This is a genomic window from Psychromonas ossibalaenae ATCC BAA-1528 (assembly GCF_000381745.1).
Classification (GTDB): Bacteria; Pseudomonadota; Gammaproteobacteria; order Enterobacterales; family Psychromonadaceae; genus Psychromonas; species Psychromonas ossibalaenae.
The window spans coordinates 25,986-41,143 of the sequence record NZ_KB907001.1 but is presented as its reverse complement, the minus strand read 5'-3'; the positions used below and the strand labels follow the sequence as shown (position 1 = coordinate 41,143).

13 protein-coding genes are annotated in these 15,158 nt (G+C 42.7%); 4 read left to right on the top strand and 9 right to left on the bottom strand.

Annotation, left to right across the window (positions count from 1 at the left end):
- Positions 1 to 100: 100 nt before the first annotated feature.
- The 6 genes from G327_RS0115955 to miaB form a co-directional block, all read right to left on the bottom strand.
- Positions 101 to 1,471, bottom strand: coding sequence for an MATE family efflux transporter (locus G327_RS0115955; protein ID WP_019615802.1), 1,371 nt, complete (start codon positions 1,469 to 1,471; stop codon positions 101 to 103).
- Positions 1,472 to 1,474: 3 nt separating this feature from the next.
- Positions 1,475 to 3,043 (bottom strand): apolipoprotein N-acyltransferase, encoded by a 1,569-nt coding sequence (gene lnt, locus G327_RS0115950; RefSeq protein WP_019615801.1) that lies wholly within the window; start codon positions 3,041 to 3,043, stop codon positions 1,475 to 1,477.
- Positions 3,033 to 3,902 (bottom strand): CNNM family magnesium/cobalt transport protein CorC, encoded by an 870-nt coding sequence (gene corC / locus G327_RS0115945; protein WP_019615800.1) that lies wholly within the window; start codon positions 3,900 to 3,902, stop codon positions 3,033 to 3,035. Before corC ends, lnt begins: the two co-directional genes overlap by 11 nt.
- Positions 3,903 to 3,911: 9 nt before the next feature.
- Complete coding sequence (ybeY, locus tag G327_RS0115940; RefSeq protein ID WP_019615799.1) at positions 3,912 to 4,388, bottom strand: rRNA maturation RNase YbeY; 477 nt, start codon at positions 4,386 to 4,388, stop codon at positions 3,912 to 3,914.
- The gene (locus G327_RS24910) at positions 4,388 to 5,422 is read right to left on the bottom strand and encodes a PhoH family protein (RefSeq protein WP_019615798.1); all 1,035 of its coding nucleotides are present in this window, start codon (positions 5,420 to 5,422) and stop codon (positions 4,388 to 4,390) included. The genes ybeY and G327_RS24910 overlap by 1 nt, the downstream gene beginning before the upstream one ends.
- Before the next feature lie 118 nt (positions 5,423 to 5,540).
- Positions 5,541 to 6,971, bottom strand: coding sequence for a tRNA (N6-isopentenyl adenosine(37)-C2)-methylthiotransferase MiaB (gene miaB, locus G327_RS0115930; protein ID WP_026339397.1), 1,431 nt, complete (start codon positions 6,969 to 6,971; stop codon positions 5,541 to 5,543).
- 221 nt (positions 6,972 to 7,192) lie between these two features.
- On the opposite strand from miaB, the gene G327_RS0115925 reads away from it, so the two are divergent.
- Positions 7,193 to 8,353 (top strand): FAD-dependent monooxygenase, encoded by a 1,161-nt coding sequence (locus tag G327_RS0115925; RefSeq protein WP_019615796.1) that lies wholly within the window; start codon positions 7,193 to 7,195, stop codon positions 8,351 to 8,353.
- Positions 8,354 to 8,438: 85 nt separating this feature from the next.
- On the opposite strand, the gene G327_RS0115920 is transcribed toward G327_RS0115925, so the two are convergent.
- Positions 8,439 to 9,632 (bottom strand): carbohydrate porin, encoded by a 1,194-nt coding sequence (locus tag G327_RS0115920; RefSeq protein ID WP_019615795.1) that lies wholly within the window; start codon positions 9,630 to 9,632, stop codon positions 8,439 to 8,441.
- A gap of 483 nt (positions 9,633 to 10,115) precedes the next feature.
- On the opposite strand from G327_RS0115920, the gene G327_RS0115910 reads away from it, so the two are divergent.
- Positions 10,116 to 11,123, top strand: a complete 1,008-nt coding sequence (locus G327_RS0115910; protein WP_019615793.1) for an ABC transporter substrate-binding protein — start codon at positions 10,116 to 10,118, stop codon at positions 11,121 to 11,123.
- A gap of 64 nt (positions 11,124 to 11,187) precedes the next feature.
- Here G327_RS0115910 and G327_RS24905 read toward each other — a convergent pair whose 3' ends face one another.
- Positions 11,188 to 12,198: a DUF2860 family protein gene (locus G327_RS24905; protein ID WP_019615792.1), complete on the bottom strand. Its 1,011-nt coding sequence runs from the start codon at positions 12,196 to 12,198 to the stop codon at positions 11,188 to 11,190.
- 568 nt (positions 12,199 to 12,766) lie between these two features.
- Here G327_RS24905 and G327_RS26165 point away from each other — a divergent pair.
- Entirely contained in the window at positions 12,767 to 13,345 is a 579-nt protein-coding gene (locus tag G327_RS26165) for a winged helix-turn-helix domain-containing protein (protein WP_019615791.1), read from the top strand.
- A 127-nt stretch (positions 13,346 to 13,472) separates the two neighbouring features.
- Positions 13,473 to 13,784: a hypothetical protein gene (locus G327_RS0115895; protein WP_019615790.1), complete on the top strand. Its 312-nt coding sequence runs from the start codon at positions 13,473 to 13,475 to the stop codon at positions 13,782 to 13,784.
- A gap of 50 nt (positions 13,785 to 13,834) precedes the next feature.
- Here the strand turns inward: G327_RS0115895 and G327_RS0115890 are convergent, their stop codons facing one another.
- Positions 13,835 to 15,157: a DUF1501 domain-containing protein gene (locus G327_RS0115890; protein ID WP_019615789.1), complete on the bottom strand. Its 1,323-nt coding sequence runs from the start codon at positions 15,155 to 15,157 to the stop codon at positions 13,835 to 13,837.
- Position 15,158 lies beyond the last annotated feature (1 nt).

Below are 15,158 nucleotides of genomic sequence, written 5' to 3'. Positions count from 1 at the left end.
ATCAAATAATAGATGTTATCAGCTTGACATCAAAATAGCAGGATTAATCTCACTATTTTGTTGGGTTTGCATCATAAGCATTAGATATAAAGTGATATTTTTACGGGTGCAGCATGTTTTTTAGCCAGTGTTTTTTATGAACACGCAGAATAACTAGAATAACCTTTATGAGCTCTTCCGATAGTGTGACTAGATAAGCTTCAACTAAAGTGAAATTATAATATTTAACGGCAATAAAAGTGAGTGGAATGCCGACACACCACATACAAAATATATCAATGAAGGTACTGTAATTAACATCTCCGCCGCTGCGTAATACGCCAATGATGCCGATAAAGTTAATAACGCGAACAAACAAAGCAAATGCCAGCACCATTAATACCTGTGAAGCACTTGCGGCTGCACTAACAGAAAGCGTCGGAAAAAATGCTAATACCGGCTCCCTGAAGAAAATAATAACCGGCGCAAAAAAAATCGCCAGGACCGGAACAAATAAAATAAAAGTCCAGGCCTGCTGCCAGGCTTTATCAAATGACTTTGCGCCCAGTTCATGGCCTATCATGGTGCCGCTGGCAATCGCAATACCGATAAACAGAGCAAAAATAGTTTGTTCGATAGTGGAAACCATGCTCATTACAGCCAGCTCCTGGATGCCTATCATGGCAAAAATCAGTGTATAAACAAAAACACCCAGTGCCCAGCAGCCGTCGTGCAGCACCATAGGTACAGCAAGTTTGATATAACGTTTTATTTCAAAAGCACTCAGTGCCTGCTTGATTTCCGCGGCCGCTGCGATAATAAAAGGACGCCTTTTCGCAACAAAAAAGAGCATTAACAGTAACTGAATAAATCGAGCAGCCACTGTGCCCCAGGCACTGCCTTCCACGCCCATTGCCGGGAAGCCAAAATGCCCGAAAATGAGTATGTAGTTCAGAAATGCATTGATCGGCAGTGCGAGCATGCTGATACGCATCGCTGTTTTAGTATCACCAGCGGATCGTAGTGCAGTCTCAACGGGCAGTACTACCGCAGTAAAAATAAAACTCCACGCGGTAATGACTAAGTAGTCATTTGCAAAACCTAAAAGATGTGAGTCATCACTAGCAAGTCCGGTAACTGTTTCCGGGGATAAAACATAAAAAGCGATAAAAGGAAGGGTGCTGACTACACTGAATAACAGCGAAATGATCAGGCTGCGTCTTAATCCAGAAAGATCTTCTGCGCCGTAATACTGCGAGGCCAGTACACCGCCTGCGTGACTGATCCCGACCATAACCAGTAGATTAAAGAAGAAGATTTTATTACCCAGTCCAACGGCGGCAATTTCACTCTCACCTAACTGGCTGACCATTAAAATATCAACCAGGCCGAGAAAAGAATATAACAGTGATTGAAAAGTAATAGGCAAAGCTAACTTCCAGAGCTTATTCTGGAAGTCAGGATGACGAAATGTGGCAATTTTGTTTTTCATTTATTACCCTGCAGACTTTTTAAGTTTTCTGTGATAGAAAAACATCCCTGTCAGTATTAATAAGCAGTATAGATACAGCGGCGTCGTTCCGTAACGCTGGTAGGGGGTCTGCCCGAATGCCGGCTGCACATTTTTACTCAATACCGCAGCTGTGTTTACCGGTAAGCGGCCGACTTCATTTCCAGATGAATCAAAAATAGCGGTTACCCCGTTATTTGTGCTGCGCAGCACCGGTCTGGCAAACTCAATGGCGCGCATCCTGGCAATCTCTAAATGCTGTTCCGGACCGATTGAATCACCGAACCAGGCATCGTTGCTTAAGGTCAAAATAAAACCAGTCTTTTCTGCGATATTTTTGCGTAGTAATTCGGGAAAAGCTATTTCATAACATAAAGCGGATGCTAAATCGGCCTGATCATTGTGCAGATTCGGCTGAATTTCAGCACCGCGCTGAAAACTCGACATCGGCAGGTTGAAATAGGGTGCTAGCGGGCGTAAATATTCTTCAAAGGGAACAAACTCGCCAATCGGCAGTAACTGATGCTTCTGGTAGCGGTTATCACTATCTAATGAATACTCATGTCCCTGCGGCAGTCTGCCCAGCATAATAATTGTATTGTGGTAATCCTCTGTCTCCAGTTCATAACCGACAATACCAGTGATCAGGGTTTTATTTTTACTGCTTAGATCGTCAGATAAAGGCACTAGGAAGCGCTGCATATCCAGTTCTAACGCGGCAATGGCAGACTCCGGCCAGATGATAAGCTCGTGTTGATCATCTAATCCGGTTTCACTGAGATCCAGGTATTTAAACAGCGACGGATAGAGCTGGTCTCTCTGCCATTTTTCATTCTGGTCAATATTACCCTGTACCAGTGAAATCATTACCTGCGGCTGCAGCTGTGTGTATTTCTGCTGCTGTAAAATGCTGCCGCCTAGCAGAATGGCGCAGATTAACAGTATATTTAAAAGTACCTTCTGTTTTTGGATAATCAGAGTCAGTGCACCGCAGATAATCATAATCGCCAGCGTGATCCCCTGAACACCTAATAACGGTGCAAACCCGACTAAAGGCGTATCTGCATGGCTGTAACCTAAATAGGCCCACGGGAACCCGGTTAACACATAACCGCGAAGCCAGTCTGAAATCAGCCAGAAAACGGGAATAACAAACAGATAGCGTTTACTGCGGGAAAAATGCAGGAAGCGTGTGCCTGCCCATAATGCCAGGGTTGGGAACAGGGCTAAATAAGCGCATAACAGAATTATTAAAAAAATACTGACCGCTGCCGGCATTCCCCCGAACTGATCCATGCTGACATAAACCCAGTGAATGGTCGCGATAAACATCGATAAGCTGAAGGTGAAGCTGACTAAAAAATAGCGTTGAGTCGTTTTTTGTACCTGCTGCAGTAAGAAGTACAAACCGATAAATGAAGGATAGACTGCCCACCATAACGAAAAAGGTGCAAAAGCAAAAACTTGTACAGCCCCCAAAATAAGGGCTGCAAAAAGCTGCCCTGGTAGATTTTGTGTAACAGCCGGCAGTTTTTTAAGGATATTATTGCTCAATATTTTTCAGCTCTCTAGGAAGGCGAACTTGAAGTTGTACTAAACGGCGGTTATCGGCGTTGATCACTTTAAATCGATGATCTTCAATAGTGATACTTTCACCTCGGCCCGGCAGATGCCCGAGTTTATGGATAATTAAACCGGCAATGGTATCCTGTTCATCAATATTAAACTGGGTTGCAAAGTAGTCATTAAAATCATCAATTGAAGTTAAGGCATTGACCGCATAAGTTCGTTTACCGATTTTGCGGATTTCGGCAACATCAATATCATCAAATTCATCTTCGATTTCACCGACGATAACTTCCAGGATATCTTCGATGGTTACCAGGCCGGAAACGCCGCCGTATTCATCAACAACAATTGCCATATGGTAACGCTGACTGCGGAAATCTTTAAGCAGGGTATCTAAGCGTTTGCTTTCAGGAACAACTACGGCTTCGCGCAGAATATCTTCAATTTTAAAATCGTCTGCTTCACTGCTGAAACCAAATTTGAGCAGATCTTTAGCCAGCAACAAGCCGACAATATGGTCTTTGTCTTCTGTTATCACCGGAAAACGGGAATGAGCGGATTCAATTAACTGTGGAAGAAACTCTTCCACACTTTGATGCAGCCCTAGTGTGATCATTTGTGAGCGGGGGATCATAATGTCGCGTACGCGTAGTTTGGAGACATCCAATACACCTTTGATCATCTCTTTGGTTTTTTGATCAATGACCTGGCGATTTTTTGCACCTTTTATTACTTCAAATAACTCTTTCTGGTTTTGCGGCTCTCCCTGGAAAAGGCTGCCGATTTTGTCTAATAGTCCAGATCTAGAGTTTTCAGGTACGCTTTGTATATTGTCTTCAGACATTAATTTTATTTACTCTTTTTCACTTAAATAGGGATCAGCAAAACCAAGTTCCATTAATAGTTTTGTCTCAAGGGTTTCCATCTCAACAGCTTCCTGCTCGATGATATGGTCGTAGCCTAACAGGTGTAATGTGCCGTGGATAAGCATATGCGCCCAGTGTTCCGTCTCAGATTTATTCTGCTGTAGTGCTTCTTTTTCAACCACTTGTTTACAGATTACCAGATCACCTAATAAAGGTAATGTGATCCCCGGCGGATTTTGAAAAGGAAACGACAGTACATTGGTCGGTTTATCTTTGCCGCGGTAGGTATTGTTCAGCTCCTGGCTTTCGTCCTGATCGACAATGCGCACGGTTAATTCGACTTCTTCGCGCTGTACCTCTAAACCTGCCAGCAGAGCGGCACATACCCATTTTTCAATAGAGAGAAGATCCGGCAGTTTGTGTTCATTTTCACTGGCAATTTGTAAATCAACAAACAGATCCATTATTTATTACCTAATTCAGAAGCTGCAATCTCAGCTTTACGGTCAAATGCTTCATAAGCTTTAACAATACGTGCTACAACCGGGTGACGCACCACATCTTCGGCAGCGAAGAAACTAAAGCTGATATCCTCTTCAACCTCACCAAGCACTTCTATTGCATGGCGCAGGCCCGATTTCTGATGACGAGGCAGATCAATCTGCGTGATATCACCGGTAATCACTGCGGTTGAATTAAACCCAATTCGGGTTAAGAACATTTTCATCTGTTCAACCGTGGTATTCTGACTTTCATCAAGAATAACAAATGCGTCATTTAAAGTACGGCCGCGCATGTATGCTAATGGGGCAATCTCAATAACATTTCGTTCAATTAGTTTTTCAACTTTTTCAAAACCTAACATTTCAAATAAAGCGTCATATAACGGGCGCAGGTAAGGATCTACTTTTTGGGACAGATCGCCGGGTAGGAAACCCAACTTTTCACCGGCTTCAACGGCTGGACGGGTCAGTAAAATACGTCGCACTTCCTGGCGTTCTAAAGCTTCAACTGCACAGGCAACTGCTAAATAGGTTTTACCCGTACCGGCTGGCCCGATACCAAAACTGATGTCATTTCTTAATATGTTGCTGACGTATTTGGTTTGATTTTCACCGCGGGGTTTAATAACACCACGTTTGGTTTTAATTGACAGGCTCTGATAACCGACCTGATCGTCTGCAGATTTGGCTTCTAATAAGCGGTGGTGGGAGATTAAATCCTGCAGTGCTAGATGCACCTCTTCATCTGATAAAGCTGCTGTTTTACCTTTGACCGGCATGGTGTCTATATACAGATCTTTTAAAAGATCCGAACATGCCTGAGCATAACGATGCTCGCCGACAACCTGGAAGTGTGAGTTTTTATAAATAATCTCAACACCTAAACGACGCTCAATCTGTTTAAGGTTGTCATCAAAAGATCCGCATAATACCGCTAAACGGTTGCTGTCTTCTGGTACTAAATCAAGATGAACGGTAGTCAGTTTTGTTGTCAAAATAATGGAACCTTATTTCAGATGAAGTTGTTTGAATCAGTTTATTAATGAAAGTTATATGCTGCCGGGCAGTTATATAAAACGGGTATAAAAATGTATACCCGTTTTGGGGGATATATTAACCGTTTAACTCAGGTGTGAATGTTTCCACACCGAGGTTTTTCTCATGTTTGTTAACGATATCGCTGGGACGAATTGATTCACGTAGATTCATATCAGCTTCACCGCGGATAAACTTACCGCGAATTGAGTTGGTATGTACTTCGGTAATTTCAACATCAACGAAACCGCCGATTGAGCGATGATCACCTTCAAAGTTAACAATACGGTTGTTTTCTGTACGCCCGCACAGTTCCATAATATTTTTACGTGAAGGACCTTCTACTAAAATACGCTGTACAGAGCCGACCATACGGCGTCCGATCAATTGTGAATTCTGATGGATTCTGTCCTGTAAGACAGCTAAACGCTGTTTTTTAGTTTCTAAGGTAACATCATCGGGCATATCAGCCGCCGGTGTACCCGGACGCTGGCTGTAGATAAAGCTGTAGCTGGTATCAAAACCGATGTAATTAATTAGATCCATGGTTTCCTGAAAATCAGCATCGGTTTCATTCGGGAAACCAACAATAAAGTCAGAGCTTACCGTCAGATTAGGACGAACGGCTTTCAGGCTGGCAATTCTTTCTTTGTATTCATCTGCCGTGTGGCCGCGTTTCATCAGGCTGAGAATACGGTCTGCACCGGCCTGGACCGGTAAGTGTAAGAAATCCACTAATTCAGGCGTATCGCTATAAACGTCAATAATATCATCACCAAAATCAATCGGGTTACTAGTGGTGTAGCGTAAACGGTCAATGCCGTCAATTGAGGCTACATAACGTAATAGCTCGGCAAAACTACAAATACCGCCGTCGTGAGTTGCACCGATAAATGAGTTTACATTCTGGCCTAACAGGTTAATTTCACGTACGCCCTGTTCAGCTAACTGCGCAACTTCTAATAAGATATCATCAAGCGGGCGGCTGACTTCTTCACCGCGAGTATAAGGAACAATACAGTAAGTACAGTATTTTGAGCAGCCTTCCATAATTGAAACAAATGCAGTTGCACCTTCTGCGCGCGGCTCAGGTAAGGCATCAAACTTTTCAATTTCAGGGAAACTGACATCAACGACGGTGCCGTGATTCTCTTTAACCTGCTTAATCATCTCCGGTAAACGGTGCAGAGTCTGCGGGCCGAAAACAATATCAACATAAGGTGCGCGGCGGCGAATTGCTTTGCCTTCCTGAGACGCAACACAGCCGCCGACACCAATAATTAAATCAGGTTTTTTATCTTTTAATTTTTTCCAGCGCCCCAGCTGGTGAAATACTTTTTCCTGGGCTTTTTCACGAATTGAACAAGTATTAAGCAAAATAACGTCTGCATCTTCTGCATTATCTACGGCGGTATAACCGTTGCTTGAATTTAACAGGTCTGCCATTTTTGATGAATCGTATTCATTCATCTGACAACCCCAAGTTTTGACGTGTAATTTCATGCTCATAATCTGTTTACTCATACTGTGTTCTATAAAAAGAGGTCGCATTTTACGCACTTCACCGCAATCATGCTACTTTTTGTTTAACTCTCTTAATAACCGCTAAAGCGCTTATAAACAGTGGGGAAATAAGTTTTTGAAATTTTGTGTTTTTATCTATTATTTTTCCATAAGTCAGGATAATTTGATTACAATAAACAGAGTTTAAAATTTTCAGGGAAATAATAATGCAGAACAGAGAAGTAATAATAATCGGCGGCGGTATGGTTGGCGCATTAACTGCATTATTATTAGCCCGGCAGGGGGATATTATTCATCTGGTGGAAAAAACGCCCTGTACTACTCCGTCTGCAGACGAAATCTTTGACCTGCGTGTATCGGCCTTTAGCGCGCAAAGTAAAAATCTATTAGAGCAGGCCGGAGTATGGGAGCAGATCCCCGCAAACCGCCTTTGTGCTTACCGGGGCTTACAGACCTGGGAAAAAGGCAGTGCCAGATTGAAATTTGACAGTGCAGATATTGGTATCGACGCTTTAGGTTATATTGCCGAAAATCGCTGGATCCAGGCTGTATTATGGCAGGCGCTGAAAGAACTTGATAACGTTACTTTCCACGAAAACAGACAGGTTAACAGCATCACTAACGCGGATTCAGGCGTGTCGATAAACTTAGACAATAATACGCAAATCAGTGCAGATCTGTTAATTGCCTGTGACGGTGCAAACTCTACTGTTCGGCAGTTGTTAAATATTGGTATTACAGCATGGGATTATCGTCAGCAGTGTATGCTGATTAATATTAAAACAAATCGTGGTCAGCAGGACATTACCTGGCAGGAGTTCCGAGAAACGGGACCCTGTGCATTTTTACCGCTTGCAGATAATAATGCCAGTTTAGTCTGGTATCATCATCCACTAAAAATCAATCAGTTAAAGTCATTATCTAATGCGCAGTTAAAAGAAGTGATAAAAGCTGAGTTTGCCTCTTTAGATTTTGATTTTGAAGTTCAAGACAAAGGTTCATTTCCTCTGACTCGCCGTCATGCGCAGCGTTATTATAAAGGTGTATGTGTTTTGTTAGGTGATGCTGCTCATACCATTAACCCCTTAGCAGGTCAGGGGGTAAACCTGGGATTTAAGGATGTTGAATGTTTAGTGGATCTTCTGCACAACAGCAGCGATCTGCCGCTGCAGAGTATATTAAAACGTTACGAAAACAGACGTAAACCGGCCAATTTACTAATGCAGACGGCTATGGATGTTTTTTATAAAGGCAGTAAGTGTGAATTAAGTTCGGTGCGCTTGTTACGTAAAGGCATTTTAGGACTGGCACAGAACAGCGGGGTCCTTAAAAACAGAGTGATGAAATATGCGATGGGACTACAGTAGTGAGTATTTGTGCTTAAAGAGATAATGTTGAAGATTAACAGGAGCCACCGGCTCCTGTTAATCTGATTGTCAGGTCAGTCTAGGTTTACCACCATGCTTCAGCCTGCATACCCACACTAACTTCGCTGTCTGCGCCGTTAAATGCTGTTTCATTTTCGTAATCATTCATGTAGCTTGCAAAAACCCGAATTTCAGGACGCGACCAGAAACCGACCTGTGGCACCCATGCCTGTGCAACAGTAAATTTACTGCCGGCACCGTCAATATCGTTAATTGTCTGTGTAAAGCCGCCTACTTCTACTATGGTACGCATCTTCTCTGTCCATTTGTACATTGGACGAGCAACAGCACTGAACAGCGTGTCATCAGTATCAGTACCGTCAACATCTCCTGCAGCGGCAAAAAGTACTGAGTGACCAAATTCGATATCATCACTTAAAGATATTACACCCCAGTTGATAATACGGTAGCCTGAAGCATCGTTATCATTAACATCACGTTTTATTCCGTTACCTGAACCGTAACCTGTCATCTGTTCTGCATATCCGGCAGTGGCTGCTTGTAAAATGGTTTTATTAAAACCGGCATCTAAGTTCTGCGTTATGCTGGCGGTCAACAATATACTGTCATCTGCATCAATCGACTGGCCGTTTCTTTCATGCCCGTAGTTGTAGTCAACACCTACTTCCAAATCAGCCCTGTTCCATAGAGGAATACCTGCATAACGGATGTCAGCTATCACTGCAGTGATTTCCTGACCGTCATCAAGGTCACCTGTAACTTCATCTTGAATCAATGCCATAGATAATTTACCCGGGCCCATATTGATATGTTCAATACCTGCACCTGTACCGCTTATATCCCAGTAGTAAGAGTCAAGAATATGCACGTCATGACGCTGGTAGTAACGTTTACCGCCCCAAAGAACAATATCTTTATCTTCAAACAGCCCCTTGGCCTGTACATTAAACTGTGCAACTTCTACATCACCTCCGGCTCCGTCCTGACCAGCCCAGTACTTAAGCATTGAATCAACAACATATGAAGTTTCACCGTCATTAAAAACTTCTTTTTTAAAACCAAATTCACCGTAGAGGTCATTTTCGTTACCTAAACGTCCAACTTTGTTGACTTCCCATTTTGGATTAGAGCCGCTTTCACTGCCCAGGCCTACACCGCCGCGCATGTAACCGTTAAATTCTAGAGGAGACGTTTCTGCCGTTACATTTGCTGATAATAGTGCTGCAGAAATTGCGCCTGCAAGAGGTAATAGTTTCATTGTTGTTTCCTTATTGTATTAAAGCTTAATCATATAAGCAGTCTGGATTTGCTGTATTTCCTTCCTACACCTTGTTTTAAAAGGCATTTTAAGTAAACGTGGTCATTGCTCCGGTTAATGAGAATCTCTGCGCTGAAGAATTTATTAAGTTCTTCGGTAAAATTGTTCACTCTTACCCGGTTTTTGGGACTGGTCCCGGGACCGGTCCCTATAATGTCTATTTAATAAAAAAATAAAAGTCGTCAACAGTAATATTGTGATCTACATAACGGTCATTTTTTACTCATTTTTATAAGGTTTATATGAATGTCGCTGATAATTTTTGCAAGCTATTGTTTTATACATCAATAATTTCGGTAGGAGTAGAGGCTGGTAGTTTATAACTCTTCTACTTTAATCTAGAAGAATAATGCATGTTTTTTATACAAAACAAGTAACAGTGTTGTACGCTATAAATGGATTCTAAATAATAGGGATATTAGTATGCGAAAACTCCTTGTCACCTCATTTTTTCTAGCATTAACTTCATTTTCCAGCAGTGCTTTTTCCAGTGAGTGTGGCAGAGTCAGTATTGCAGATATGAACTGGGATTCTGCGACTCTGATTGCCAGCCTCGACCGTTTTATTCTTGAGCATGGTTTTGGTTGTGACGTTCAGGTTATAGCCGGAGATACTATGCCTACGGGAGCTTCGATGATTGCTGCCGGGCAGCCGGATATTGTCCCTGAGTTCTGGAATAACTCGTTTAAGCAGGCATTAGACCTTGGTGTACAGCAAGGGGTCATTCGTTATGCCGGTTCGCCATTATCCGATGGCGGAGAAGAAGGTTTTTGGGTACCTGATTATATGGTGGAGAAAGATCCTGCATTAGCGACGATTGCCGGTATTAAAGCAAATGCAGCACTATTCAGAGATCCGCAAAATCCCGGTAAGTCAGTGTTTATGGGGTGTCCTGTCGGCTGGAACTGCCGGATTTCAGCAGGGCACCTGTTTCGCGCGCTGCAGTTAGATAAGTTCGGTTTTGATTTAGTTGACCCAGGTTCCGGCATAGCGCTTGCCGCCTCGATCGCTGAAGCTTATGAGCGTAAACAAGCATGGTTTGGTTACTACTGGGCGCCGACATCAGTGCTTGGTAAGTATAAAATGGTCAAGGTTGATTTCGGGTCGGGAACTGACGAACAGTATTTTAAAGAATGTATTATTCAACATGACTGCGCCGCGCCTAAAGTCACCATGTATCCGCTGTCTGTTGTTGATACAGTGGTAACTGAAAGGTTTGCAAAAAATGCACCTGAAGCATTAGCCTACATTTCAGCGCGCTCATTTACTAATGTACAAATGAATCAATTATTAGCCTGGATGGAAAAACAGCAGGCTGATGGCGAAGAGACCGTCGAATATTTTTTAGCACATTATCCGGGAATTTGGACCGAGTGGCTTGATACAGCAACCGTCGGAAAAATAAAAAAAGCATTGTCAGAAATCCAATAACAAGCAGTGGCTTGTAGTGAGTCTTGAATATTCTGACATAGTACTTTGCGCAGCTGAGTCCGCTTTAAAATTTGTAAACAACTCCGACTGAAACACGGGTGATCGTTGAGTCAAAGAAATCTTCCTGGGAATTTGATTGTCCCCACAGGACGGCAGCCAGCCCGCTTAGTGAATTTACTCCAAAGAGATTATGTCTGAACAGGCTGACATTGACTGCTGTTTCAGCGGTGTCGGTTTTTGTATCATAGACAGGATTGTTTTCATCATAGAGTAAGGCACCGGCATAAAGGTTGCTGACAATTGTGTAATTTTGAGTGGACAAGCTATGGGTGAGCTGTCCGCCGATACGCGTTCGACTCATCGCATCTCCCTGCAGATCATAATTTTCCCAGATCAGTGCACCGGTCAGCTGCTGATTATTCTGCAGCCGCCAGCGGTAGGCGCCTTCAAGCGAATTTATTGTGCCGTTGCGGTCCAGGCTCTGCTGCTCATTAGCTGTTAAGTCTAAACTACGACCGCTGCTCTCCTCTGTCAGGCTCTGCTCTCGTCGTGTGTAAGTTAGCGTTAGTGGTGTCGCCCATACCTGTTCCCAGCCTAGGCGTACACCGTTTGCGCTTTTTTCCGTACTGCTGCGTTGTGCATCTGTCTGATAGGGATCAGCCCAGACTTCGCTGGGCATACCGGAAAACAGATAGGAAACGGAGACAATACCCTCATTATTTACCTTTTGACGAATGCCAAGCTGCTGACTGAAATCGAGACGTAATGCATCCTGCATTAGATTCCCTAAGACAATCTGTGTACCGCTGTGTGCAAAAGTGTAGCGAATATCAAAGTTATACTGCACTGCGAAGCTAGACTCTGTGTGGGGGGAATTGTAAAGAGAATCTGTCTCTGCGGATGACAGGCTGTTCATTTGAGTACCGGAAACAAAGTTTGATGAAAACTGCGTATTGCCGAGTCCTCCCATTAAAAATCCGTCCCATCCCGACTGTTGAGGAATGGCTGTAACATCGGAGGCGTAAGTATTCATCGTAAATACAAGTAGAGCCGCGGGGAAAAGCTGTTTAAGCATAGTTTGTCCTATCTGTTCAGATGCCTGATATATCTACTTGTTCAGGTCTGGGTTGCTAAATGGGATACCAGCTTAGGGAGCTTCACCTGAAGAATGAAATCAAAAACTATTATTGATTATTACTGATACAGATACTGTACAAATAGGTGTATGTATTTTATTGATAAATAAGGGATATATTAGTTGGTGCAATTATCAGTAGTGCTATAATGGACTATTTCTGAAAGCCATGGATCCTGGCTGTGGCGGTTAATATAGTGAAATTTTATACTAAAAAGAGTGTTTCAGGTGGGTAATTGCTCACATTTAGAATAATAAATATTCTTTGTCAGTGAATGTATAGTTGTCGCGGTATCACTTTAGGGGTATTATGCGCAGCTCGAAGTTTTTGACGCAAACAGAAATATGGATTAGAAACTGCAGTTTCCTTATTTAGCAGGAGTGAATTAATTGTATGTTCCACGTGTCAGCTGCTCTATGAAATAAATTTAAGTTACGTTATGTTTTTGGGTTTTTTGTTTAAGTCCCATTATATTCAAAGATTAAAGTTGGTTGTGAAGACGTCGATATGACAGTAAAAATAAAAATTGAGCATCACACTTTGTGTCTGCATGATAAAAAAATTCAACTGCCTCACTCAGAAATAAAGATATTACGCTTATTATTACTGCAGGCTGGAAAGGTGGTTGAAAGAGAGGATCTTCTTAAAATAGGCTGGCCGGATCGGGTTGTAAGCAATAATACGCTTAGTGTTGCGATCAAAAGTCTACGCAGAAAACTGCTGGAACTTGGTGTTGAAAGCAGTATAACAACAGTACCTTCCAGGGGCTATTATATTGAAGCCGAAATTTTACCTGCTTATTTTTCTCTCGTTGAGGGATTTGAGCTTGATTCTGAATCTTTAGCTGTTATCAATAAAGCTGAACAGGCGGATTCGTTAGACGAAACGGATAATAATTTACAGGATCCCGCTTTAACTGCTCAAGTACAGCCTTATAGAGGCTGGTTTTATAAACATATTATAGCGCTAATCGTATTATTGTTTTTAATACTTGTCCTGGCTAATAAGATCTATTCTCCATTTTCCAGCATTTATTTTTGCGATGACTCCCCTGACAAAGTACATTGCAAGTTAACTGACGATTAAATAAAAGGCCTGATTTTTTATGAACCTTTCAGTATTTAAAAACAAACCCTCATTATTATTTGGGGGAGGACTACTGATCATATTGGTTGTACTGAGCGTCCCGTTTCTAATTGGAACTTCATGTGCAATGAATTATTACGGAGAAAAGGAGAGCTTCGATTTTAAAATGAAATGTGATGGCGGCATCGCTTATACATCCATTGAAACGGATAAAGGCTCATTTTTCTTTGGTAAAGCTTTATTCGGCCAGTTAGGCGATAATATATATTTGCTGATGTTTGCTAGAGAAGTTCATATTTCATCTGATGATGAATCACGTTTTATTAAGCAGTTTTTTTTAAGAAAAACGCTTAATCATCTACGTTTGGTGGAAGTCGATGGTCGCCGGGTAATGTGCAGTATGGAAGACTCTATTAAACAATGTATTACAGGAATTTGATAATAAAACGGCAGGCAGATATAACGTTATCTACCCGTCGCTTTTAAGTTTTATACACTAAAAAAGTCTAAGTCAGGTGAGTCAAAATTGTTTAGGTTAGGAAATAATTCTAGAATCTTTTCATTACTTAAACCAAACCAGCTGCATAAAGAAGCATTAACCTGATCGGCTGCAATGCCCGGGATAATACGCCCGTTATTATAGTTACTCTCACTCTCTAGTGTTAAGTCCGGCCAGCTTCCGTAAGCGGATGTCGTATTAACGGCCCCGCCGCTGATAATCTGATGTCCGCCCCAGCCGTGATCCGTACCCGAAGCATTAGCGATGATCCGTCGTCCGAAATCTGACATGGTAATACTGGTTACCTGGTCATTGAGCCCCTGCTCATTTATATCCTGATTAAAGGCTGCTATGGCATCACTGACTTGAGCCAGCAGGTCATGATGCACTGCCTGCTGATTTTTATGAGTATCAAAGCCGCCTATTCCGACAAAAAAGACCTGACGCTTTTGCCCCATCATATCTTTAGCCTGAATTAAACGGCTTACCATGCTCAGCTGCTCTGCCAGATCGCTTTGCGGATAGCTGCCCGTTGCCGGGTAGGCATTAAGTACATTTTTTAACTCTTGATTTTCTATTACGCTCTCCTGCATACGCTGAGCATAATTACGTTCATAGACATTTGTGTATTCTCGAGTTCTGAAGTGAGAAAAATAACCGTTAACTCGGCTTTCCTGGTCCCAGGCAGTGTAGTCATCTACACCTGAGCTGTTAATAATTACCTGACTGGCATTGGCATTGCGCAGCAGTTTTGCCTCATTCGTAATGGAAAACAGAGGTGAAATATCACTGCTGATGCCGAGCATATCCATCATTCTGCCTGCCCAGCCGTAAGGATGAGAAAGGTTCTCTGCACCAGACTGCCACATATCCTGCTGGGAATTATGCGCCATTAAAAAATCGGGTAAGCGTACCTCTTTCTGTTCGATTTGAGTTCGTGTGGCCGGTTCAATCAGCTGGCCGCTGTTAATAAACGCACTGGCCTGACCGTTTGTAAATAACGGCAGCATAGAGGCCATTGCATGATGAATACCCAGCTGTACGCCGTTATCTGTGGCCAGCCCTGTGGGAAGAATCTGATCCTGTGTCAGCCCAAGATCCGGGCGGGCGGTTATATATTGAGAATAAGCCGGCTCGGACATAGGCACCAGCATGTTATAAGCATCGTTGCCGCCAAATAAAAAGATGCACACCAGAGCTTTGTGTCCGTCTTCAATGTTGCTTGCGGTGGCTGTACTCGGCAGTGCTGTTAGTGCAGTTGATGATGCAAGTGTTGCGCTCATTTGTAAAAAAGTTCGACGAGATAGTTTCATT

Coding starts and splice junctions, on each gene's coding strand:
- G327_RS0115920 (WP_019615795.1), bottom strand. CDS start 9,632: ATGAAACTATTACCTCTTGCAGGCGCAATTTCTGCAGCACTATTATCA.
- G327_RS0115895 (WP_019615790.1), top strand. CDS start 13,473: ATGAATTATTACGGAGAAAAGGAGAGCTTCGATTTTAAAATGAAATGT.
- G327_RS0115890 (WP_019615789.1), bottom strand. CDS start 15,157: ATGAAACTATCTCGTCGAACTTTTTTACAAATGAGCGCAACACTTGCA.
- corC (WP_019615800.1), bottom strand. CDS start 3,902: ATGTCTGAAGACAATATACAAAGCGTACCTGAAAACTCTAGATCTGGA.
- G327_RS0115925 (WP_019615796.1), top strand. CDS start 7,193: ATGCAGAACAGAGAAGTAATAATAATCGGCGGCGGTATGGTTGGCGCA.
- G327_RS0115955 (WP_019615802.1), bottom strand. CDS start 1,471: ATGAAAAACAAAATTGCCACATTTCGTCATCCTGACTTCCAGAATAAG.
- G327_RS24905 (WP_019615792.1), bottom strand. CDS start 12,198: ATGCTTAAACAGCTTTTCCCCGCGGCTCTACTTGTATTTACGATGAAT.
- miaB (WP_026339397.1), bottom strand. CDS start 6,971: ATGAGCATGAAATTACACGTCAAAACTTGGGGTTGTCAGATGAATGAA.
- G327_RS0115910 (WP_019615793.1), top strand. CDS start 10,116: ATGCGAAAACTCCTTGTCACCTCATTTTTTCTAGCATTAACTTCATTT.
- ybeY (WP_019615799.1), bottom strand. CDS start 4,388: ATGGATCTGTTTGTTGATTTACAAATTGCCAGTGAAAATGAACACAAA.
- G327_RS26165 (WP_019615791.1), top strand. CDS start 12,767: ATGACAGTAAAAATAAAAATTGAGCATCACACTTTGTGTCTGCATGAT.